The 20368-nt window shown below is 72.9% G+C and carries 20 protein-coding genes; 15 read left to right on the forward strand and 5 right to left on the reverse strand.

The window, feature by feature from the left end:
• Position 1: 1 nt before the first annotated feature.
• Positions 2 to 895, reverse strand: a complete 894-nt coding sequence (locus DEI84_RS14505; protein WP_110891383.1) for a LysR family transcriptional regulator — start codon at positions 893 to 895, stop codon at positions 2 to 4.
• Between the two features lie 72 nt (positions 896 to 967).
• Here DEI84_RS14505 and hisD point away from each other — a divergent pair, with 72 nt between their 5' ends.
• The 7 genes from hisD (at position 968) to DEI84_RS14540 (ending at position 8629) form a co-directional block, all read left to right on the forward strand.
• Positions 968 to 2317 carry a histidinol dehydrogenase gene (gene hisD, locus DEI84_RS14510; RefSeq protein WP_110891384.1) on the forward strand — a complete coding sequence of 450 codons (1350 nt, stop codon included), beginning with the start codon at positions 968 to 970 and terminating at the stop codon, positions 2315 to 2317.
• A gap of 2 nt (positions 2318 to 2319) precedes the next feature.
• The gene (locus DEI84_RS14515) at positions 2320 to 3651 is read left to right on the forward strand and encodes an ABC transporter substrate-binding protein (protein WP_110891385.1); all 1332 of its coding nucleotides are present in this window, start codon (positions 2320 to 2322) and stop codon (positions 3649 to 3651) included.
• 1 nt (position 3652) lies between these two features.
• Positions 3653 to 4591, forward strand: a complete 939-nt coding sequence (locus tag DEI84_RS14520; RefSeq protein WP_110891386.1) for a carbohydrate ABC transporter permease — start codon at positions 3653 to 3655, stop codon at positions 4589 to 4591.
• A complete protein-coding gene (locus DEI84_RS14525) occupies positions 4588 to 5388 on the forward strand; it encodes a carbohydrate ABC transporter permease (RefSeq protein WP_110825918.1) in 801 nt (266 codons plus the stop codon). Before DEI84_RS14520 ends, DEI84_RS14525 begins: the two co-directional genes overlap by 4 nt.
• A complete protein-coding gene (locus DEI84_RS14530) occupies positions 5385 to 6233 on the forward strand; it encodes a nitrilase-related carbon-nitrogen hydrolase (RefSeq protein ID WP_220032903.1) in 849 nt (282 codons plus the stop codon). Before DEI84_RS14525 ends, DEI84_RS14530 begins: the two co-directional genes overlap by 4 nt.
• Entirely contained in the window at positions 6230 to 7966 is a 1737-nt protein-coding gene (locus DEI84_RS14535) for a glycoside hydrolase family 13 protein (protein WP_110891387.1), read from the forward strand. Before DEI84_RS14530 ends, DEI84_RS14535 begins: the two co-directional genes overlap by 4 nt.
• Before the next feature lie 150 nt (positions 7967 to 8116).
• Positions 8117 to 8629 carry a hypothetical protein gene (locus DEI84_RS14540; protein ID WP_111060756.1) on the forward strand — a complete coding sequence of 171 codons (513 nt, stop codon included), beginning with the start codon at positions 8117 to 8119 and terminating at the stop codon, positions 8627 to 8629.
• A 27-nt stretch (positions 8630 to 8656) separates the two neighbouring features.
• On the opposite strand, the gene DEI84_RS14545 is transcribed toward DEI84_RS14540, so the two are convergent.
• A complete protein-coding gene (locus DEI84_RS14545; RefSeq protein ID WP_110891389.1) occupies positions 8657 to 9634 on the reverse strand; it encodes a LysM domain-containing protein in 978 nt (325 codons plus the stop codon).
• Between the two features lie 208 nt (positions 9635 to 9842).
• Between DEI84_RS14545 and DEI84_RS14550 the strand changes: the two genes are divergently transcribed.
• Entirely contained in the window at positions 9843 to 11297 is a 1455-nt protein-coding gene (locus DEI84_RS14550; RefSeq protein ID WP_110891390.1) for a sugar porter family MFS transporter, read from the forward strand.
• Positions 11298 to 11369: 72 nt separating this feature from the next.
• On the opposite strand, the gene DEI84_RS14555 is transcribed toward DEI84_RS14550, so the two are convergent.
• The 3 genes from DEI84_RS14555 to DEI84_RS14565 all read right to left on the reverse strand — a co-directional run bounded on the left by DEI84_RS14555 (position 11370) and on the right by DEI84_RS14565 (position 13404).
• Positions 11370 to 12344 (reverse strand): zinc-binding dehydrogenase, encoded by a 975-nt coding sequence (locus DEI84_RS14555; protein ID WP_110891406.1) that lies wholly within the window; start codon positions 12342 to 12344, stop codon positions 11370 to 11372.
• Positions 12345 to 12361: 17 nt separating this feature from the next.
• The gene (locus DEI84_RS14560; RefSeq protein ID WP_110891391.1) at positions 12362 to 12793 is read right to left on the reverse strand and encodes an organic hydroperoxide resistance protein; all 432 of its coding nucleotides are present in this window, start codon (positions 12791 to 12793) and stop codon (positions 12362 to 12364) included.
• Between the two features lie 131 nt (positions 12794 to 12924).
• On the reverse strand, positions 12925 to 13404 hold the full coding sequence (locus tag DEI84_RS14565; protein WP_181420483.1) for a MarR family winged helix-turn-helix transcriptional regulator: 480 nt from the start codon (positions 13402 to 13404) through the stop codon (positions 12925 to 12927).
• Positions 13405 to 13540: 136 nt separating this feature from the next.
• On the opposite strand from DEI84_RS14565, the gene mvk reads away from it, so the two are divergent.
• The 7 genes from mvk (at position 13541) to DEI84_RS14600 (ending at position 20365) form a co-directional block, all read left to right on the forward strand.
• A complete protein-coding gene (mvk, locus tag DEI84_RS14570; RefSeq protein ID WP_181420484.1) occupies positions 13541 to 14557 on the forward strand; it encodes a mevalonate kinase in 1017 nt (338 codons plus the stop codon).
• A complete protein-coding gene (gene mvaD / locus DEI84_RS14575; protein ID WP_309146394.1) occupies positions 14557 to 15555 on the forward strand; it encodes a diphosphomevalonate decarboxylase in 999 nt (332 codons plus the stop codon). The genes mvk and mvaD overlap by 1 nt, the downstream gene beginning before the upstream one ends.
• Complete coding sequence (locus DEI84_RS14580; protein WP_110891392.1) at positions 15552 to 16631, forward strand: phosphomevalonate kinase; 1080 nt, start codon at positions 15552 to 15554, stop codon at positions 16629 to 16631. The genes mvaD and DEI84_RS14580 overlap by 4 nt, the downstream gene beginning before the upstream one ends.
• The gene (locus DEI84_RS14585; protein WP_110891393.1) at positions 16628 to 17692 is read left to right on the forward strand and encodes a hydroxymethylglutaryl-CoA reductase; all 1065 of its coding nucleotides are present in this window, start codon (positions 16628 to 16630) and stop codon (positions 17690 to 17692) included. Before DEI84_RS14580 ends, DEI84_RS14585 begins: the two co-directional genes overlap by 4 nt.
• Complete coding sequence (locus DEI84_RS14590) at positions 17689 to 18861, forward strand: hydroxymethylglutaryl-CoA synthase (RefSeq protein WP_110891394.1); 1173 nt, start codon at positions 17689 to 17691, stop codon at positions 18859 to 18861. The genes DEI84_RS14585 and DEI84_RS14590 overlap by 4 nt, the downstream gene beginning before the upstream one ends.
• Before the next feature lie 110 nt (positions 18862 to 18971).
• Positions 18972 to 19460, forward strand: coding sequence for a hypothetical protein (locus tag DEI84_RS14595; RefSeq protein WP_110891395.1), 489 nt, complete (start codon positions 18972 to 18974; stop codon positions 19458 to 19460).
• On the forward strand, positions 19460 to 20365 hold the full coding sequence (locus tag DEI84_RS14600; protein ID WP_110891396.1) for a hypothetical protein: 906 nt from the start codon (positions 19460 to 19462) through the stop codon (positions 20363 to 20365). Before DEI84_RS14595 ends, DEI84_RS14600 begins: the two co-directional genes overlap by 1 nt.
• The last annotated feature ends 3 nt before the right edge of the window (positions 20366 to 20368 follow it).

Here is a 20368-nt window from a genome sequence, read left to right on the forward strand (position 1 = left end):
GTCACCGCTCGAGGAGCATCCGGCGCGCGAGCCGTGCGATCTCGCGGGTCGCGGGGGAGAGCGGGACGTCCCGCCGTCGGACGAGGGCGATCGTGTCGTACAGCGGCTCCGCGAACGGCACGGTGTGGACCCCGGCCGGGAAGGTCGGTGCCTCGGCGACTGCCCGCGAGACGATCGTGTCACCGGCACCCCGGGCGACGAGGTCGAGCGCCGAGTCGACGTGTTCGACCTCGATCCGGGCGGTGAGCGTGACCCCGGCGAACTGCGCCCGTTCGGCGAGCTGCCGCCGGGTCGGATCACGCCACCCGTAGTGGGCGTCGTACAGGATGAGGTCCGCGGCCGCCAGGTCCTCGATCGTCACCGGCCGCGCGGTCCGCGCCCGGTCCGCCGAGGCGTAGAGGACGTCGTCGCGGCGGAGCGGCGTCACCTCGAGACCGTCGGCGTCGATCGGCAGGACGACGAGTCCCGCCTCGAGGTCCCCGGCGGTGACGGCATCGGCGACCTCGACCGAGTTCAGGCCGATCACGCGGAGCCGGACGTCCGGGTAGCGGGAGTGGAACCGTTCGAGCAGGCGGGACAGGAAGTAGTAGTTCGCGTTGCGCAGGAGCCCGAAGGTGGCGACTCCGCCCTGGAGGCTCGTGAGGTCCCGGAGCGTCCGGTCGGCGTCATCGGCCGCCTCGACCGCCCGGCGTGCGTGCGGGAGGAGCGCTTCGCCGGCGCTCGTCAGGACGAGGCGGCGGCTGCCCCGGGTGAACAACCGCACCCCGTAGGACTCCTCGAGCCGACGGACCAGTTCCGACACGGACGGCTGTGCCATGCCGAGCTGGGCGGCGGCAGCGGAGAACGAGCCCGCCGTCGTGATGACGAGGAAGGCACGCAACTGGGTCAGGGTCACAGGGGAACCCTATGGGTGGTCGTGGATCATCTGGCCTTGTCCTTGCCGATCAGCCCGGGCAGGGTCGTCTCCATGAAGCTCAGCCCTCGTTTCGTGGCGGACAACGCCGACCGGTTCTCGTTCCTCAAGGCCCCGGCCGTGGACGCCCCCGAGGCCCAGCGCGACCCCGCCGTCGCCGAACGGGTCGCCGGGATGCTCGCCGAGATCCAGCGCGACGGGTTCGAGGCCGTCCAGCGGTACGCCCGCGAACTCGACCACGCCGACGTCGTCGAGCTGAGCGCCGAGGAACTCGCCGCGACCGGTGACCGGCTCACCCCGGAACTCCGTGCGGCCATCGAACTCGGTGCCGCGCGCACGCAGCAGTTCGCGCGTCTGCAGCGCGAGCACCTCGCGGACTTCTCCGCAGAACTCGTCCCCGGGCTCACCGTGGGACAGCGCTACGTCCCGGTCGGCAGTGTCGGCGCGTACCTGCCGGCCGGGCGCTTCCCCCTCACCGCGAGCGCGTTCATGAGCGTCGGCGTCGCGAAGGCCGCGGGCGTCCCGACCGTCGTGGCCTGCACCCCGCCGCAGCCGGACGGTGGCGTGAACGCGGCCGTGGCGTACGCGGCGTACGTCTCCGGTGTCGACCGGCTGTTCGTCGTCGGCGGCGTCCAGGCGCTCGCCGCCATGGCGTTCGGTCTGCTCGGCGCGGCACCGGTCGACATGATCGTCGGTGCCGGGAACGCCTTCGTCGCCGAGGCGAAGCGCCAGCTCTTCGGTGCCGTGGCCATCGACCTGCTGGCCGGGCCGTCCGAGGTCGCCGTGATCGCGGACGAGACCGCCGACCCGGAGCTCGTGGCCGCCGACCTGCTCGGCCAGGCGGAGCACGGCCCGAACTCCCCGGCGGCGCTCGTCACCACCTCCCGCGCACTCGGCGAGGCGGTCATCGCGGAGGTCGAGCGGCAGCTGCCGACCCTGTCCACGAACGAGATCTGCGGACCCGCCTGGCGCGACCACGGCTCGGTCGTGCTCGTCGCGGACCGCGAGTCCGCCGCAGCGGTCATGGACGAGTACGCTCCGGAACACCTCGAGGTGCAGACCGCGGACGACGCCTGGTACCACGACCGCCTCACGAACTACGGCTCGCTGTTCATCGGCACGTGGAGCACCGTTGCCTACTCCGACAAGGGCATGGCGGGCACGAACCACACCCTCCCGACCGCGGGCGGCGCGAAGCACAGCGCCGGCCTGTCGGTGAGCCGGTTCCTCAAGCCGCTCACCTACCAGCACATCGCCCGCGAGGCCACCCCCGAGCTGGCCGACGCCGTCGACGTCATCTCGGCGAGCGAGGGCATGTCCGCCCACCGCGCCACCGCCACCCTGCGGACCGAGCGGCTCACACGCTCCACCACCCCCGAACCCGACCACACGACCCGGAAGTGACCATGACCACACCAGCCGCACGCCGTCGAGGTCTCCTCGCCACGGTGCCCGTCATCGGCCTCGTCGTCGCCCTCGCCGGGTGCTCGGCCCCCGGCTCCGGAGGGCCCGTCGGCCAGGTCGACCAGCCCGAGATCACGAAGAAGGTCGCCGCGTCGGACATCGACGGTGACACGACCCTGACGATGTGGGCCGACGTCGCCGAGAAGCCGCTCATGGAGAAGCTCGTCCCGGCCTACGAGAAGGCCTACCCGGACGTCGATGTCCGGATCACGTACAAGAGCTTCGACGACCTCATCGCGACCGTCGTGAACGCCGCCAACTCGGCGAACGCCCCGGACCTCTTCCAGGGCAACATCGGCTACGCGGTCGACGGGGCGCTCGTCAAGGGCGACCTGGTCCGGCCGCTCGACGACGTGGCGGACGTGTACGGGTGGTCGACGGGCACCGGGGCCTCGACGCTCGGGCCCGCACGCTGGAACGACGACGGCACGGCGTTCGGCTCGGGCACGCTCTACGGCATGTCCGTGATCAGCGAGGTGCAGGGCATCTACTACGACGAGCAGAAGCTCGACGAACTCGGGCTCGAACCGCCGACGTCGATCGACGACCTCGAGCAGGACCTCGCGACGGCGAAGGCAGCGGGCGAGCAGCCGATCATGCTCGGCAACTCCGACCAGTACGCCGCCACCCACGTCTTCTCGGACATCGCCGCGACGAAGCAGGACCCGTCGTCGATCGCCGCCTGGATCGGCGGGAAGTCGGGTTCGACCTTCGCGACCAAGGGCAACGAGGAAGCCGCCCAGACCATGCGCGACTGGGCCGAGAAGGGGTACTTCGGGTCCGGCTACGACGGGCTGAGCAACGAGGACGCGATCGCCCGGTTCGCCGACGGCAAGGGCGTGTTCTTCGTCGGCGGCTCGTGGAACGGCGCCTCGCTCGACTCTGACTCCTTCGGGTTCGCTCCGCTGACGTCCGGCGGTGTCGGCGCCACCGCGTCCCCGTGGCACATCAGCACGAAGTCCGAGCACCAGGAGGCGGCCATCGCGTTCCTCGGGATGATGCACAGCCCCGAGGTCGGCCAGTGGATCCTCGACACCGGCCGCCTGCCGGTGGTCACCGACGGCGTCAGCTCGCAGGACCGGCTCCAGGAGCAGACCCTGACCGCGCTGAAGGACACCATCGCCGCGGGCACCCAGGTCGGGTACTACGACTGGAGCACCACGGACATGCTCACCGCGATGGGCGGAGCGCTGCAGGAGGTGATGGCCGGCCGGACGACGCCGTCCGGGTTCACCGACACGGTCCAGCGGACCTGGGCGAAGGCGCACGACTGACATGGCGGCCACGCTCGTCGAGCGCGGGACCGACCGGGCGACGACACGTCGGCGTCGCCCGGCCGCCACCCGTGTCAGCTGGAGTTCGCTCCTGTACGTCGCCCCGGCCCTGGCGTTCTTCGTCGTGTTCGTCGTGGTGCCGATCGTCCAGTCGGTGCGCATCTCGTTCTACGACTGGGACGGCATCAGCGTCGCCACCCCGGCCGGGTTGTCGAACTACGCGGCGGTCTTCGCGGACGCCGACCTCCGTCAGGCGCTCGGACACTCGGTCGTGCTGCTGTTCTTCTACGCCGCACTGCCCGTCCTGGTCGGGCTGCTGCTCGCGGGCGCGATGTCGCGGATCCGCATCCACGGCCTGACCGTGTTCCGGGCGGTGCTGTTCCTGCCGCAGATCCTGTCGAGCGTCGTCGTCGCCGTCGCCTGGCGCGGGCTGCTCGCCGAGGACGGCCCCGTCAACGGCTTCCTCCGGGCGGTCGGGCTGGGCGGTCTCGCCCGCAGCTGGCTCGGTGACTTCGGCACCGCCCTGCCGTCCATCGGGCTCATCGGGACCTGGGTCGAGTACGGCCTGTGCATGGTGCTCTTCCTCGCCGGCATCGCGACGATCGACCGGTCGCTCTACGAGGCGGCCCGGCTCGACGGCGCCGGGGCGATCCGGGAGTTCACGTCGATCACGCTGCCGGCCCTGCGCCCGCAGATCTCCATCGCGCTCATCCTGACCATCACGTTCGCGCTGCGGAACTTCGACCTCATCTGGAACACCACGCGCGGTGGCCCCGGGACGTCGACCACGGTGCCGAGCGTCTTCGTCTACCAGGACGCGTTCCAGGACCGTGCCCTCGGGCAGGCGTCCGCGCTGGCCGTGGTCCTGACGGTGCTCATCCTGGTGGTCGTCGGCATCGTGCAGCTCGCCCTCCGCGAGCGGAAGGGAGCGGCGTCGTGAAGGTCGCACGCAGCGAGACCCTCGTCACCCACGCGGTGCTCGTCGTCGCCGCGCTCGTCGCGGTGTTCCCCCTCGCGTCGGTGATCGTCACCTCGCTGAGCGGGGACGACGGCGGGGTCGGGTTCGACAACTACGTCGACGCCTGGACGCAGGGCGGGTTCGCGTCCGCCCTCGTCTCGAGCGCCGTCGTCGCGATCACGGTCGTCGTCGTGACCGCGACGGTCGCCTGCCTGGCCGGCTACGCCCTCGCACACATGCGGGTGCCCGGGGGCCGGTTGCTCCTCGGCCTCCTGCTCGTCGGGCTCGTCCTGCCGTACGAGGTCACCGTGCTGCCGCTGTACCAGATGCTCGCCGGGTGGGGTCTCGTGGACACGTACTGGGCGCTCATCCTGCCGCAGATCGGTCTGTCGGTGCCGCTCGGGGTGTTCTGGATGCGGTCGTTCTTCGCCTCCGTCCCGGGTGAGCTGCTCGAGGCGGCGCGCATCGACGGCGCCTCCCGCTTCCGGATCCTCCGCAGCGTGCTGACCCCGGTCGCGCTGCCGGCCGTGGCGACGCTCGCGACGATCCTCTTCCTGTTCACGTGGAACGAGTTCCTGCTCGCGCTCGTGCTCGTGCCGCAGAACGAGGCCGTCCAGACGGCGCCGCTGTCGCTGTCGTTCTTCTCCGGCGCGCAGCGTGGCGCCCAGCCCGACGTCACCGCCGCGGCAGCCGTGCTCGTCGCCCTGCCGATCGTCGTCGCCTACGTCCTGCTCCAGCGTCGGCTCATCACCGGGCTGACGGAAGGCGCGGTCAAGTGACGGCCGGCGGGACCGGCGTGGCCCGGGTCCGGTGCGACCAGCTCGCGCCGGTGCTCGGTGACCTCGAGGGCAACGGCAGGAGCGTCCTCGCCGCGGTGGAGCGGGCCGTCGAGGACCGGGTCGACGTCCTCGTCCTGCCGGAGCTCGCCACGACCGGGTACGTCTTCCGGGACGCTGACGAGGCAGCGGCGCTCGCGGTCACGGCGGACGATCCGCTCTTCGCCCGGGTCGCCGGCGCGCTGACGGGGACGGACACCGTCGTCGTGGTGGGCTTCTGCGAGCGGGACGGCCGCGTCCTGCGCAACAGCGTCGCGGTCGTGGACCGGACCGGTGTCCGGACCGTCTACCGGAAGACGCACTTGTGGGACCGCGAGACCCTCGTGTTCACGCCGGGCGACGCCGCGCCTCCCGTCGTCGACACCGCGCACGGCCGCATCGGCGTGCTCGTCTGCTACGACATGGAGTTCCCGGAGATGCCCCGCATGCTCGCGCTCGCGGGCGCGGACCTCATCGCCGTCCCGACGAACTGGCCGGTCGGGGACCACCCGGAGCGCGACCGTGTCGCCGAGGTGATCGCCGCGCAGGCGGCCGCGCGGACCAACGGCGTGTTCATCGCGTGCTGCGACCGCGCGGGCACGGAACGGGGCCAGGACTGGAACGAGGCGAGCGTGATCGTCGACCAGTTCGGCTGGGTCGCCGCCGAGACCGAGCCCGGGGCCGGCGCGACCGCGATCACCGTCGACGTCTTCCCGGCCCTCGCCCGCGACAAGTCCACGAGCCCGCACAACGACTGGATCGGGGACCGCCGCCCCGAGCTCTACGACCGGAAGGTGCCGACCGCATGACCACCCCCGACGTGACCGACGCCGACGTGACCGACGCTGCTGTGACCGACGCTGACGTGACCGACGCCGCGACCGACTGGTGGCGCACCGCCGTCATCTACCAGGTCTACCCGCGGTCCTTCGCCGACCTCGACGGTGACGGGACCGGTGACCTGGCCGGGATCACGGCGCGGCTCGACCACGTCGCGGCGCTCGGTGCCGACGCCGTGTGGCTCTCGCCGTTCTACCCGTCCCCGCAGGCCGACGGTGGCTACGACGTGGCCGACTACCGGGACGTCGACCCGCTGTACGGCACGCTCACCGACGCGGACGCCCTGCTCGCACGGGCGCACGACCTGGGGCTGCGGGTCATCGCCGACCTCGTCCCGAACCACTGCTCGGACCAGCACGTGCTCTTCCGTGCCGCGCTCGCCGCCGCGCCGGGCAGCCCGGAGCGTGGGATGTTCCACTTCCGCGACGGACGCGGCGAACACGGCGACCTGCCGCCGAACGACTGGCAGTCGATGTTCGAGGGCCCGGCCTGGACCCGCGTCACCGAGGCGGACGGCACCCTCGGCCAGTGGTACCTGCACCTCTTCGCGCCCGAGCAGCCGGACTGGAACTGGGACGACCCCCGGGTGCACCGGGAGTTCGAGACGACGCTGCGGTTCTGGCTGGACCGCGGGGTGGACGGGTTCCGGGTCGACGTGTGTGACGCGATCGTGAAGGCCCCGGGCCTGCCGGACTGGCCGCACGCGACCCACGGCGTCGCGGAGCCGGTCGACGGCGTGATGCCGCCGATGTGGGACCAGGAGGGCATCCACGCCGTCTTCCGCGAGTGGCGACGGATCCTGGACGAGTACGAGGGCCAGCGCATCCTCTGCGCCGAGGCGTGGCTCCCACCGGAGCGGGCGGCCCGCATCGTCCGGTCCGACGAGATGCACCAGGCGTTCAACTTCGCGTACCTGTCGCTCCCGTGGGACGCGGCGGCGATCCGGGCGAACGTCGACACGAGCATCGCCGCGAACGACGCCGTCGGTGCGCCGACCACGTGGGTGCTCTCGAACCACGACGTGATGCGGCACGCGAGCCGCTTCGGCTACGACGGACCGGTCGAGCTCGAGGCCGGTGTGGGCGTGGACGACCCGCAGCCGGACCGTGCCACCGGTCTCCGCCGTGCCCGGGCCGCGACGCTGCTCATGCTCGGCCTGCCGGGCTCCGCCTACCTGTACCAGGGTGAGGAACTCGGCCTGCCCGAGGTCACCACGCTGCCCGACGCGGTCCGCCAGGACCCCGTGTGGGAGCGCTCCGGCCACCGGATCCGCGGCCGCGACGGGTGCCGGGTGCCGATCCCGTGGACCTCCGACGGGCCGTCCTTCGGTTTCTCGTCCGCCGCGGACACGTGGCTGCCGCAGCCGGTCGACTTCGGCGCGTACGCCGTCGCCGAGCAGGAGGACGACGAGGCCTCCACCCTGGCGATGTACCGCCGGGCGCTCGACGTCCGACGGCGGACGGCCCTCGGCGCCGGGACCCTGCGCTGGCACGAGACCGGTACCGGAAGCGTGCTGGTGTGGTCGAACGGCCGGGTCACCGTCGTCGGCAACCTCGGCTCCGAGCCGGTGCGGCTGCCGGCCGGGGAGGGCGTGTCCGGCGAGGAGGTCCTGGTCGAGTCGGTGCCGGGCGCGTTCGTGGACGGGGTCCTCGCTGCCGACGCCGCGGTCTGGCTGACCACGGAGCCCGCCCGCACGAACTGACCCGGCGGCGGTGCGCCGGCCCCCCCGGTGCGCGCACCGCCGCTCGCGGTCACCCGCACCTCGGTCCTCCGGTCCGCACGCCTGCCGCTGCGGTCGTCCGGACGGCCGGGAGGCCCGACCCACGTCGGTCGTGCACGGTACCGTCGTCGCATGGACCGTTCCGAGATCCTCGCGGCCGCAGCAGCGGCCCACGCCGCCCGCATCGCCGCCGCCGGCGGCGACGACCGCGGTGCCCGCGAGCGCGCCGAAGCGGCGTCGGCGGCCCCGGCACCCGAGCGTCGCCGGTCGGCGGACGCCGAACGGGCGGCGGAGTCGGACCGCGCGGCCGACCGGACCGAGGGCGCGCTGTCGGACTGGCGCCGTATGGGCACCCGCCGCGGCATGACCCCGGACGCCCAGGTCCGGAGCGCCTGGACGGTGACGGGCATCCCCGAGCAGGGGGACGCCCGCGCGTTCGCGAACGTGCTGCTCTCGACCGCCGGGCACGCTGGCCGGGTGGCGGACGCCGCGCGTCGCAACGAACGGCTCGCCGGGGCCGCACGGGCCGCCGCACGACGGACCGTGCGCCGCTACACCGACCACGGGGCGGGGATGTCCGCGCTCGGGGACGTGCTCGACGCCGGACCCGCTCGGGACGACGACGGCGGGGCCGAGCACGCCTGACCCGGACGCGCCCCGCCCGGGCTCGGACTACCGCCGGAACGGGTCGAGGTTCAGCACGGTGTCCTCGTACAGGTACTGCTGGTCGCCGTACACGGTGACGTCCGGGTTCAACCAGACCAGGTCCTTCACCGTGATGCCGAGCCGGGCTGCGACGGCGCCGATGAGGTCCTCCGACGCGATCCGGTAGGCGACGGGTGACCCGTCCGGGGACCCCTCGCTGCTCGTGATCCCGGTGGCGTTCGGGCGTGCCCCACCGTCGACGGGGTGCACGTTCGTCGTCCGCGCCGGTACCGACCAGTTGACCGGTGTGACCGCGAGCACCTTGTCCGGCCCGAGTTCGACCGGCAGGTCGGGGGCCGCGGACTCGGCCGCCGAGTAGACGACGAGCGTGCCGAGCCACGACGGGTCCACCCGTCCGGGGTCCATGTCGGTCGTGGCCGGGGTCGGGACCGCGGGGGAGCCGCCCCCGAGCACGGTGTCCCCGACGCCGTGCCAGGAGAGGCCGTCGCCGACCGAGGGCGGCGTCTCGAGGAAAGTCGCACCGACGGGGACCGGCAGCGTCGAGGTGAACCCCGACCACTGCACGGTCGGGTAGCCGTTGTCAGCGACGACCACGCGGTAGTGGAACCGCACGCTGCCCTTCGGCGTGACGACGTCCGCCTCGCTGACGACGGTGCCGACCGGGATCGGGGAGACCGTGGGCTCCGGCGCCGCGGCCTCGGTGGGGACGGCGGTCGGGGTCCGTGGTGACGCGGACTCGGCGATGCGGCGGGCCTCGGCGCTGGCGCTCGGGTCGGGGGCCTTGCCCGTGCCGTCGGCGGTGGCGCTGCGGCTCGGCGCCGGCAGCTCGTCCGGCCCGCGGAAGAACGCGCACCCCGCTGCGGTCGTGACGACGACCGTGGCGAGCGCGACCGCTCCGAGCAGTCGGCCGGGCCTGCCTCGGCCGTGCCCCGGTCCGGCGTGCCCCGGTCCTGCGTGTCCCTGTCCTGCGTACCCGCGACGCATGGTCCCCCCGTCCCGTCGTGCCTCGTCCCCTCGCGCTGCGAGCCTACGGCACCACGGTCGGCCCGGCTCCTGCGCGTCGGACCTGCACGTCGGACCTGCGCGGCGGTGGGAAGATCACTGGTGGCCCGCCGGGAGCCGTCCCGGGACGGTGGGCCGCGCCGGTCCCTGCCGGACCCCCGCTCGCGATCACGGACGAAGGACACACCGCATGGTCGACACCCGACCCACAGCACACGAGGCCGGGCTCCCCCCGGTGGGCACCGGACCGCACCGCCGCCGCCTCGGGCTGCTGGCGCTCGTCGCGACCTTCGGCGGTCTGCTCTTCGGGTACGACACCGGGGTGGTGAACGGCGCGCTCCTGCCGATGCGGGAGGAGCTCGGCCTGACGGACGTCACGGTGGGTGTCGTCACGAGTTCGCTGGCCTTCGGCGCGGCAGTCGGCGCGGTGTTCGGGGGACGGATCGCCGACGCCTGGGGTCGACGGCGGACCATCATCCTCCTGTCGGTGCTGTTCTTCGTCGGGACGCTCGTGTGCGTCGCCGCCCCGTCGTTCGGCGTGATCGTCGTCGGCCGCGTGCTGCTCGGCCTCGCGGTGGGCGGTGCCTCGACGGTCGTGCCGGTGTTCCTCGCCGAGCTCGCTCCGTACGAGATCCGCGGGTCACTGTCCGGTCGCAACGAGCTCATGATCGTCATCGGGCAGCTCGCCGCGTTCGTCGTGAACGCCGTCATCGCCAGCCTCTGGGGTGAGGGCGACGGGGTCTGGCGGATCATGCTCGCCGTCTGCGCACTCCCCGCCGTCGCCCTGTTCGTCGGGATGCTCCGCGTGCCGGAGTCGCCCCGGTGGCTCGCGACGCACGGCCGTGACGACGCGGCACTCGCCGTCCTGCGGCAGGTGCGGTCGGCGGACCGCGCCGAGGCCGAACTCGCGGACATCCGCCGCGCGCACGAGCACGAGGCGCAGGAGCAGCGGGAGAGCGGGTGGACCGTCCTGCTCCGGAACAAGTGGCTCGTCCGGATCGTGCTCATCGGCGCCGGACTCGGGGTCGCGCAGCAGCTCACCGGGATCAACTCGATCATGTACTACGGCCAGTCCGTCCTCATCGAGTCCGGGTTCAAGGCATCAGCCGCGCTCATCGCGACCATCGCCCCGGGGGTCATCGCGGTGGTCGGTGGCGTCATCGCGATCGCGAACATGGAGCGGATCGACCGGCGGACGACGCTGCTGCTCGGCTTCTCCCTGACGACGGTGTGCCACTTCCTCATCGGCACCGCCTCGGTCGCCCTGCCGGCGGGCAACCCGGCGCGACCGTGGGTGATCCTGGTCCTCGTCGTCGCGTTCGTCGGCTCGATGCAGACGTTCCTCAACATCGCGGTGTGGGTCGTGCTGTCGGAGGTGTTCCCGACGCAGATCCGGGCCCTCGGCATGGGCATCGCGGTGTTCTGCCTCTGGATCGCGACCGCGCTCGTCGGGCTGCTGTTCCCGTCCGTCGTCGCGGCGACGGGCATCACCGGCACGTTCTTCGGCTTCGGCGTCGTCGGGGTCCTCGCGCTGCTGTTCATCTGGCGGTTCGTGCCCGAGACGCGCGGCCGCACCCTCGAGCAGGTCGAGGAGGGCGTCGCCTCCGGCAGCCTCTTCACCGTCGACGCGGCGGGGCGCCGCTGACCGACGCGACGGCGGACACACGGGAGGCCCGTCACCGGCTGGTGACGGGCCTCCCGTGTGTCTCCGGTCGGGCTACGGGCGCAGGAGCACCTTGCCGACGCGGCCGGCGGTGTCGCTCGCACGGGCGGCGTCGCGGGCGTCCTCGAACGCGAAGGTCTCGGACACGGGGAGCGTCAGCGACCCGTCGAGCACGCGGCTGATGAGCTCGCCGAACAGCTCCTGCTTCGTCTCCGCGGGCATGGTCCGGCTGACCACACTGCCCCAGAAGCCCTTCACGGTGAGCTGGCCGAAGATGACCTTGCCGGACGGGATCTCGAGCGTGGGGGAGGCCATCGCGCCGAAGACGACGAGGGTCGCCTCGTCACCGAGCACGGACGCGATGTCGCCCGCGGCCTTCCCGCCGACCGACTCGACGCCGGCGCGGATCGGGGCGCCGCCGGTGATGGCCGAGACCTGGTCCTGCCAGTCCTCGGTGTCGGTCGCGACGATCCGCTCGATGCCCTGGGCGCGCATCTCCTCGACGCCCTCGGCACGGCGGACGAGGCCGATGACGTTGATGCCGCGGGCGGCACCGAGCTGGGCGACCATGCGGCCGACTGCGCCGTTCGCGGCGTTCTGGATGAGCCAGTCGCCCTCGTGCAGGTCGAGCGAGTGCAGCAGGCTGATCGCGCTGAACGGCATCGACACGAGCTGGGCGGCCGACTCGTCGGGCATCGCGTCCGGCACGGGGATCAGCCCGGCGGCGTCGGCGACGTAGTACTCCGCCCAGACGCCGAAGGTGCCACCGGCCACGCGCTGGCCGACGGACAGGTGCGTGACGCCCTCGCCGAGGGCCTCGACGACGCCGAGCGCCTCGGTGCCGGACGGCGCGGGCAGCTCCGGCTTGAAGCCGTACGTGCCGCGGATCGTCCACAGGTCGTGGTTGTGGATCGGGGAGAGCACGGTCCGGACGAGCACCTGGCCGGCGCCCGGGGTGGGGACGGGGCGCTGCTCGACGGTCAGGACGTCGGCGGGCTCGCCGAACTCCGGGTGGACGACGGCGCGCATGGTCTGGTCTGCCACGTTCAGTCCTCCGAGACCGTGATCGTGACGTCGATGTTGCCGCGCGTCGCGTTCGAGTACGGGCACACCTGGTGGGCGGCGTCCGCGAGGGCCTGGGCCTGGTCGTGCTCCATGTCCGGGATGACGACCTCGAGCACGACGGCGAGCTGGTATCCGCCCTGGCCGTTCGGGCCGTTCGGGCCGATCTGGACGCGGCCGCCGACGGAGGAGTCGGTGACCTTGACCTTCTGCGCGCGGGCGACGCCCTGCAGTGCGGAGTGGAAGCACGCGGCGTACCCGGCGGCGAAGAGCTGCTCGGGGTTCGTGCCGGCGCCGGAGCCGCCCATCTCCTTCGGGATCGCCATGTCCAGCTCGAACGAGCCGTCGCTGGTCTGGACCTTGCCGCTGCGGCCTTCGCCGGTGGACAGGGCTTCTGCGGTGTAGAGGACGTCCATGTGGTGTCCTTCCTTCCTTCGTGGGGTCTGTCTGGTCAGTGGGGACGCGCTCGCCGGCCCGCTGGGTTCGCGCTCAGCGACACCGTTCGGGGTGCCGAGCGTGAAAGATGTCGGCCAGCGCGCACGCTGCGTCAGGCGGGCGGCGCGGGTGCGGGCTGCGCGGGCGCGGGCTGTGCGGGTGACGCTGCGGCGCGGTGCATCGTCTCGGTCAGGCGGTGCAGCGTCGCGATGAGCTCGGCGGCCGAGCGCTCGTCGATCAGTCCGGTGCCCGCCGCGATGGCCGCGGGGACGTGCGCGAGTTCGGCGCGGAGGGACCGGCCGCGCTCGCCGGTCGTCACGGTGACCACGCGCTCGTCGTCACTGCGGCGCTCGCGACGGACGAGGTCGCCCTGCTCCATGCGCTTGAGGAGCGGCGAGAGGGTCCCGGAGTCGAGCTGCAGGTGGTCGCCGAGGCTCGACACGGTCTGGCCGCCCTCGACCCACAGCGTCACGAGCACGAGGTACTGCGGGTAGGTCAGGCCCCACGGCTCGAGCAGCGTGCGGTACGCCTGGGTCGTCGCCCGGGTCGCTGCGTAGAGGGAGAAGCACACCATCTCGTCGGTCACCGGCATGACGTCACTGTTGCACGCCACCGGGTTGTGCACAACCCGATCGCGACGACGTCCAGCCGACACACGGCGTCCGTCCGCCGAGAGCGCACCGGACGGACGTCCGTCGTCGGGTCCGGTTAGGCTGGCCGGACCGACGATGACCAGCAACCACCCCGCCACCGCACCGACGACGACCACAGCGATCCCGCGAGTCGGCTCATCGGTGTCCCACGGCAAGACGATCCTGATCGGCGAGCACGCCGTGGTCTACGGCGCACCCGCGCTCGTGCTGCCGGTGACCGACGTCCGCGTGACGGCCACCGCGACGCCCCTGCCGGCGACGCACTCGTCCGGGGCGGAGCACGTGCTGGAGTCCTCCGTGCACACGGGGCCGTTCGGCCTCGCGCCGGCCGCCGTGCTGCCCACGACGACCGCCGTCACCGCGACGCTCCGCCACCTCGCCGACCTCGGGTACCCGCATGCCGTGGACACCGCGTTCCACGTCCGGGTCGACAGCCAGGTGCCCACCGCCCGCGGGATGGGGTCGAGCGCCGCCGTCGCCGCGGCCGTGACCGCCGCGGTCGCCGACGCCCTCGGGGTCGTGCTCGACCGCGCCACCCACCACGACCTCATCCAGGCGTGCGAGCGCGTCGCCCACGGGCGCCCGTCCGGACTCGACGCCCGAGGGGTCGTCGCCGACGAGCCCGTCTGGTTCGAGCACGACGTCGTCGAGCCGGTGCAACTCACCGGGCGCTTCGTCTTCGTCGTCGCCGACACCGGTGTCCCCGGACACACGCGCGAGGCCGTCGCGGCCGTGCGGGAACGCCACGACCGCGCCCCCGAGGTGGTCGACGCCGTCGTGCAGCGCATCGGGGACCTCGCCCGGGCAGCGCGGGGGACGCTCGTCGACGGCGACGCCCAGGCCCTCGGTGCCACCATGGACGCCGCGCACGAACTGCTCACCACCCTCGACGTGTCGAGCGGGGACCTCGATCGGCTCGTCGGCGCCGCACGCAGCGCGGACGCCCTCGGCGCGAAGCTCACCGGCGGGGGACGGGGCGGATGCGTCCTGGCCCTCGCCGCCGACGACGAGCACGCCACCCGCATCGTGACCGCACTGCGCGACGCGGGCGCCGCCGCCACCTGGACCACCTCGATCGGAGCCCGTGCCTGATGACCGCAACCGCCGTCGCGCACCCCAACATCGCGCTCGTGAAGTACTGGGGCAAGGCGGACGCCGACCTCGCGCTGCCCGCCACGGGCAGCGTCTCGATGGGCCTCGACGTCTTCCCCACCACGACCACCGTCACGCTCGACGCCGGCCGGGAGGCGCGTGACACGTTGACCCTGAACGGTCGCGTCGTCGACGACGGTGCGCTGGTGCGGGTCGAGCGCTTCCTCGACCTCGTCCGTGACCTGTCCGGCTCGGACGCCCACGCCGCCGTCGTCACGGAGAACACCGTGCCCACGGGCGCCGGACTGGCCTCGAGCGCATCGGGCTTCGCCGCCCTCGCCGTCGCCGCCGCGAGCGCGTACGGCCTCGACCTGTCGTCGCGGGACCTCTCCCGGCTCGCCCGCCGCGGTTCGGGCTCGGCCACGCGGTCGATCCCCGGCGGGGTCGCGGTCTGGCACGCGGGCGACGACGAGGGGTCCTTCGCCGAGACGATCCCCGCGCCGCCGATGGCGATGGTGGTCGTGACGATCGACGACGGCCCGAAGGAGATCGGCTCGCGCGAGGCCATGCGCCGGACGATCGCGACGTCGCCGTTCTACCCGGCCTGGGTGACCTCCACGACCGAGACCGTCCAGGACATGCTCGCCGCGTGCGCGGCCGGCGACTTCACCCGCATCGGCGAGCTGACCGAGAGCAACGCGCTCCGCATGCACGCCACCATCGAGGGCGCCTTCCCCCCGATCCGCTACCTGAACAGTCGCAGCGTCGCGGTCTTCGACGCCGTCGCCGCGCTGCGGGCCGACGGCCTCGAGGCCTACGCCACGGCCGACGCCGGCCCGAACGTCGTCGTGCTCTGCCGTCCGGAGGACCGTGCCCGCGTGGCCGCGTCCCTGGACGGGTTCGGCGCGGTCATCGAGTCCGGCACTGGACCAGCCGCTCACCTGGTCGGCTCCGAACGCCCGGGGGACCACCCCCGAGCAGAGGAGACCACCGCGTGACCGAGTTCCGAGCCCACGGCAAGCTGTTCGTGGCGGGCGAGTACGCCGTCGTCGAGCCCGGTCAGCCGTCCGTGCTGATCGCCCTCGACCGTGCGATCACCGCCCGCGTCTCCGAGGGGCACGGGGCCGGCAGCGTGCACTCCGAGGAGTACGGCAACCTCCCGCTGACGTGGACCCGTGCCGAGGACGGCCTCGCACTGGACCGCGAGCACCACCCCTACGACTACGTCATGGCGACGATCGACCTCGTCGAGAAGCTGCGCGCCGAGCTCGGGATCGCGCCGCGGTTCCACGACCTGCGCATCGAGAGCCAGCTCGACGACGCCAGCGGCCGGAAGTTCGGGCTCGGCTCGTCGGCCGCGGTGACCGTCGCGACCGTCGGCGCCCTCGACCGCTTCTACGGCCTCGGCCTGTCGCAGCGCCGACGCTTCATGGTGGCGCTGCTCGCGACCATCCGCGTGGCACCCCGCGCCTCCGGCGGTGACCTCGCGGCGAGCACCTTCGGCGGCTGGCTCCGCTACAGCGCGCCCGACCGCGAGGTCCTGGCCGGTCTGCTCGACGAGCGGACGGTCTCGTCGATCCTCGACGACGACGACGCCTGGACCGGTTTCGACGTCGAGCACCTGCCCGCCCCGACCGACCTGCGGCTCCTCGTCGGCTGGACCGGGTCACCGGCGTCCACGACGAAGCTCGTCGGTGTCGTGCGTCGACACCGCGACGGTGACTACGCGGCGTTCCTCGACGCCAGCCGCGCCTGCGTCGACGACCTGACCACGGGCCTCCGGACCGGGGACGCCGAGCGCACGCTCGGCGCACTCCGGCGCGCCCGGGGCCTGCTGCAGGACCTCGGGACATCCGTCGGCTCGCAGATCGAGACGCCGCGCCTCGCGACGCTCTGCGACGTCGTCGAGGCAGCCGGTGGCGCCGCGAAGCCGTCCGGGGCCGGTGGCGGCGACTGCGGGATCGCGCTCGTCCCCGCGGACAGCGACCCCGCCGACATCCTCCGCACCTGGGAGGCACACGACATCAGGCACCTCAGCGTCGCGGTGCAACCCGAGGAAGGGACCACGCGATGACCGACCTGCAGACCCCGATCCCCACGAAGTGGGTCGGACCGATCCGCGTCAGCGGCAACGCCGTCGAGGGCGAGCACGAGGTGCCCCTCGCGACGTACGAGTCCCCGCTCTGGCCGTCCGTCGGCCGCGGCGCACGGATCTCGCGCATGGTCGAGGGCGGCATCGTCTCGACCGTCGTCGACGAGCGGATGACCCGCTCGGTGGTCGTCCGCGCCTCCAGTGCCGCCGCCGCGCACATGGCCGCCGGACGGATCCTCGCCCGCCAGGGCGAACTCGAGACCATCGTCACCGGGCAGAGTCGCTTCGCGAAGCTCATCGAGGTGCACCCGGAGATCGTCGGTGACCTGCTCTTCCTGCGGTTCGCGTTCACCACGGGCGACGCCTCCGGTCACAACATGGTCACGCAGGCCGCGGACACGCTCCTGCCGGCGATCCTGGCCTGGGAGCCCGAGCTGCGGTACGTGTCGATCTCGGGCAACTTCTGCTCGGACAAGAAGGCCACCGCGGTGAACGGCATCCGGGGCCGCGGCCGGAACACCATCGCCGAGATCGTCATCCCGGGCGAGGTCGTCGAGAAGCGCCTGCGGTCCTCCACCGAACGGATCGTCGAGCTCAACACGGCGAAGAACCTGGTCGGGTCGACGATCGCCGGGGCACTGCGCTCCGCGAACGCGCACTACGCGAACATGCTGCTCGGGTTCTACCTCGCCACCGGGCAGGACGCGGCGAACATCGTCGAGGGCTCCCAGGGCATCACGCTCGCCCAGGCCCGAGGCGACGACCTGTACTTCTCGTGCTCGCTCCCGCACCTCATCGTCGGCACGGTCGGCAACGGCAAGGGCAACGACCTGCCCGTCGTCGAGGATGCCCTCGTGCGCCTCGGCTGCCGGGAGGACCGCGAGCCCGGCGCCAACGCCCGACGCCTCGCCGCGCTCTGCGCCGCCACCGTGCTCTGCGGTGAACTCTCACTGCTCGCCGCCCAGACGAACCCGGGCGAGCTCATGGCCGCACACGTCGCCATGGAGCGACGCGGCCACCGACCGGAAGGAGCGTCGGCATGACCACGCAACAGCCGCTCACCGTGGGCATCCACGACCTCGCGATCGCCACCGGCCACCACGTGCTCGACCTCGACGACCTCGCCGCCACCACGGGCGTCGACCCGGCGAAGTACCACGTCGGCATCGGCCAGGACGCCTTCAGCGTGCCCGCCCCCGACGAGGACATCGTCACGATGGGCGCCGCCGCCGCGAAGGAGGTCCTCGACCGTCACGGCGTGGAGGGCATCCGCACGGTGCTCTTCGCGACCGAGTCCGGCATCGACCAGTCCAAGGCCGCCGGGGTGTTCGTGCACGGGCTGCTCGGTCTGCCGACCAACGTCCGTGTCGTCGAGCTGAAGCAGGCCTGCTACGGCGGGACCGCCGCGGTGCAGATGGCCCTCGGCATCATCGCGCGGGACCCGGGTGAACGCGTGCTCGTGATCGCCGCCGACGTCGCCCGCTACGACGTCGAGACGGCCGCGGAGCCCACGCAGGGCGCCGGCGCGGTCGCGATGCTCATCGCCGCCGACCCGGACCTGGTCGAGCTCGAGCCGCAGTCCGGTCTGTTCACCGCCGACGTCGACGACTTCTGGCGCCCGAACGACCGCTCCACCGCGCTGGTGGACGGGCGGCTGTCGGTCACCGCGTACGTCGACGCCTTCATCGGGGCCTGGGACGACCTCGCCGCGCGCGGTGGCCCCGGCATCGAGGCGATCGACCGCTTCGTGCACCACCAGCCGTTCACGAAGATGGCGATCAAGGCGCACCGGAAGCTCGCACAGCACGTCGACGTCCCGTTCGAGGAGACCGAGCTCGCCGTCGGGTTCACGTACAACCGTCAGACCGGCAACACGTACACGGCGTCGCTCTGGATCGCCCTCGGCGCGCTGCTCGACCTGGACGACGACCTGGCCGGCGCCCGCATCGGCATGTTCAGCTACGGCTCCGGCAGCGTCGGCGAACTCATGACCGGCGTCGTCCGGCCGGAGTACCGCGACCACCGCCGGACCGGACGCGTCGCCGAGCTGCTCGCGGCACGGGTCCCGCTGTCCGTCGAGGCGTACCGGGAGCTGCACGCCGCCGGTGCCGCGACGAGCGACGACGCCGAGCGTCCGCGCGTCACCGCGGGGCCGTTCCGCTTCGCCGGGGTCACCGGCGGTGCCCGGCACTACGAGGCGTCCGGCGCCTGAGCCGGCCGGCCGCACACCGACCTGACCCCAACCCGGCCCGACGTGAGCGTCCCTCCGAGAGGGGTCGTGCCTCCCGGATCGGACCCGCACCCACGCCCTAGGCTTGCGGTGTGGACGCTGTCAGTGCCGGGGCGATCCGCGACGTCGTCGCGGTGCTCCCGAACGCGCCCCGCCTCCGTCACGTGGTCGACGCCGTCGCCGCACGGATCGGCAAGCCGATCCGTGTCGTGGACGTCGACGGCCCGAGCTGGGGCGCCCTGACCGCGCTCGTGTCCCAGTCGCCCGACGCGGCGCTCGTGCTCCTGCCGCCGGGGTCGACGCCGCTCTACCGGATGCACTGCGTCCTGCACGAACTCGGCCACCTCGTGCGCGGGGACACCGGCGTGCCGGTCCCGCGGACCCAGCTCGACTTCGCCGCGTGGTCCGTCGGCGGCACCGTCTGCCACCGCTCGATCGACGACGTCCAGCACACGCTCCCCGCACCCGCGGGTTCGTCCCTGCAGGGTGACGACGAGGAGTTCGCCGAGACCTTCGCGTACGAACTGGCCACGGTCCTCCTGTCCGGCACCGTGGGGGCGGACGAGCGGACCTACGGCTAATGGGGGTCCTGCACGCCCTGGCGTTCTGGTGTGCCGCGGCGAGCTTCGCGATCCGCGCGCCCTCGATCGGACGGAACCCGCACGGGCGAGCGAGCTGGGCGGCCACCGGGGTGGGCGCGCTCGGGTTGCTGACGCTCGGCGCGGTCGTCCCGCAGCGGGACCTGGACGCGCTGCTCGGCGGCACGAACCTCGTGAACCTCGTGCAGAACCTCTGCGCGACGACGGCGTTCTGGTTGCTGTTCCGCGGCAGCGTGCGTGACGTCGACCGGCGTCCGGCACTGGCGCACCCGCTCGCCCTGGTGGCGATGCTCGCGTCCTTCACGGTGCCGTTCCTGTTCATCCGGGACCGCGGGGACACCGTCTTCACCTTCATCGTGGACGAGATCGACCAGACCGCGACCTGGTCGTACGCGAGCATCTACATGGCGTGCGTCGCCGCGATCACCGCCACGACGCTCGCTCGCGGGGTGCTCGGCAGCCGCGGGGCGCTCGTCGTGTTCCGGGTGGGGCTGTCCCTCGTCGCGATCGCGAGCGTCGAGGAGATCGCGTCCCTGACGGCCGACCACTTCGTGCTCGGGCCGGTGCTGCTCCGCGACGTCCTCCGGACCGCGTTCGATCCGCCGTTCTACCTGGGGATCGTGCTCATGGTCGCCGCGATGGCGTCGATGACCGTCCGGCGATGGGCCCGGGAGGCCCGGCTCCGCGGACACCGCATCCGTCTCGCCCGCATCGCCCGCCGCCTGGACCTTCGCGCACGCCGACGGCGAGGCGGTCTCCAGGTGCGCACCTACGACCTGCTCATCGCGATCCGGGACGCCGAGGTCCAGGGGCGGGAGCTCACGTCCGCGGAGACGGCGTCCGTGCGGTCCGCGGAGCTCATGCTCGCGAAGGACCTGGCGGGGTGAGGC

Source organism: Curtobacterium sp. MCBD17_023 (assembly GCF_003224415.1).
Lineage (GTDB): Bacteria > Actinomycetota > Actinomycetes > Actinomycetales > Microbacteriaceae > Curtobacterium.

What these genes read in the sequence shown, in the direction of transcription:
- DEI84_RS14545 (WP_110891389.1), bottom strand. Translation starts at nt 9,634, where the DNA reads ATGCGTCGCGGGTACGCAGGACAGGGACACGCAGGACCGGGGCACGCC.
- DEI84_RS14565 (WP_181420483.1), bottom strand. Translation starts at nt 13,404, where the DNA reads ATGCCGGTGACCGACGAGATGGTGTGCTTCTCCCTCTACGCAGCGACC.
- DEI84_RS14540 (WP_111060756.1), top strand. Translation starts at nt 8,117, where the DNA reads ATGGACCGTTCCGAGATCCTCGCGGCCGCAGCAGCGGCCCACGCCGCC.
- DEI84_RS14550 (WP_110891390.1), top strand. Translation starts at nt 9,843, where the DNA reads ATGGTCGACACCCGACCCACAGCACACGAGGCCGGGCTCCCCCCGGTG.
- DEI84_RS14520 (WP_110891386.1), top strand. Translation starts at nt 3,653, where the DNA reads ATGGCGGCCACGCTCGTCGAGCGCGGGACCGACCGGGCGACGACACGT.
- DEI84_RS14585 (WP_110891393.1), top strand. Translation starts at nt 16,628, where the DNA reads ATGACCGACCTGCAGACCCCGATCCCCACGAAGTGGGTCGGACCGATC.
- mvk (WP_181420484.1), top strand. Translation starts at nt 13,541, where the DNA reads ATGACCAGCAACCACCCCGCCACCGCACCGACGACGACCACAGCGATC.
- mvaD (WP_309146394.1), top strand. Translation starts at nt 14,557, where the DNA reads ATGACCGCAACCGCCGTCGCGCACCCCAACATCGCGCTCGTGAAGTAC.
- DEI84_RS14535 (WP_110891387.1), top strand. Translation starts at nt 6,230, where the DNA reads ATGACCACCCCCGACGTGACCGACGCCGACGTGACCGACGCTGCTGTG.
- DEI84_RS14515 (WP_110891385.1), top strand. Translation starts at nt 2,320, where the DNA reads ATGACCACACCAGCCGCACGCCGTCGAGGTCTCCTCGCCACGGTGCCC.
- DEI84_RS14590 (WP_110891394.1), top strand. Translation starts at nt 17,689, where the DNA reads ATGACCACGCAACAGCCGCTCACCGTGGGCATCCACGACCTCGCGATC.
- DEI84_RS14560 (WP_110891391.1), bottom strand. Translation starts at nt 12,793, where the DNA reads ATGGACGTCCTCTACACCGCAGAAGCCCTGTCCACCGGCGAAGGCCGC.
- DEI84_RS14555 (WP_110891406.1), bottom strand. Translation starts at nt 12,344, where the DNA reads ATGCGCGCCGTCGTCCACCCGGAGTTCGGCGAGCCCGCCGACGTCCTG.
- hisD (WP_110891384.1), top strand. Translation starts at nt 968, where the DNA reads ATGAAGCTCAGCCCTCGTTTCGTGGCGGACAACGCCGACCGGTTCTCG.
- DEI84_RS14600 (WP_110891396.1), top strand. Translation starts at nt 19,460, where the DNA reads ATGGGGGTCCTGCACGCCCTGGCGTTCTGGTGTGCCGCGGCGAGCTTC.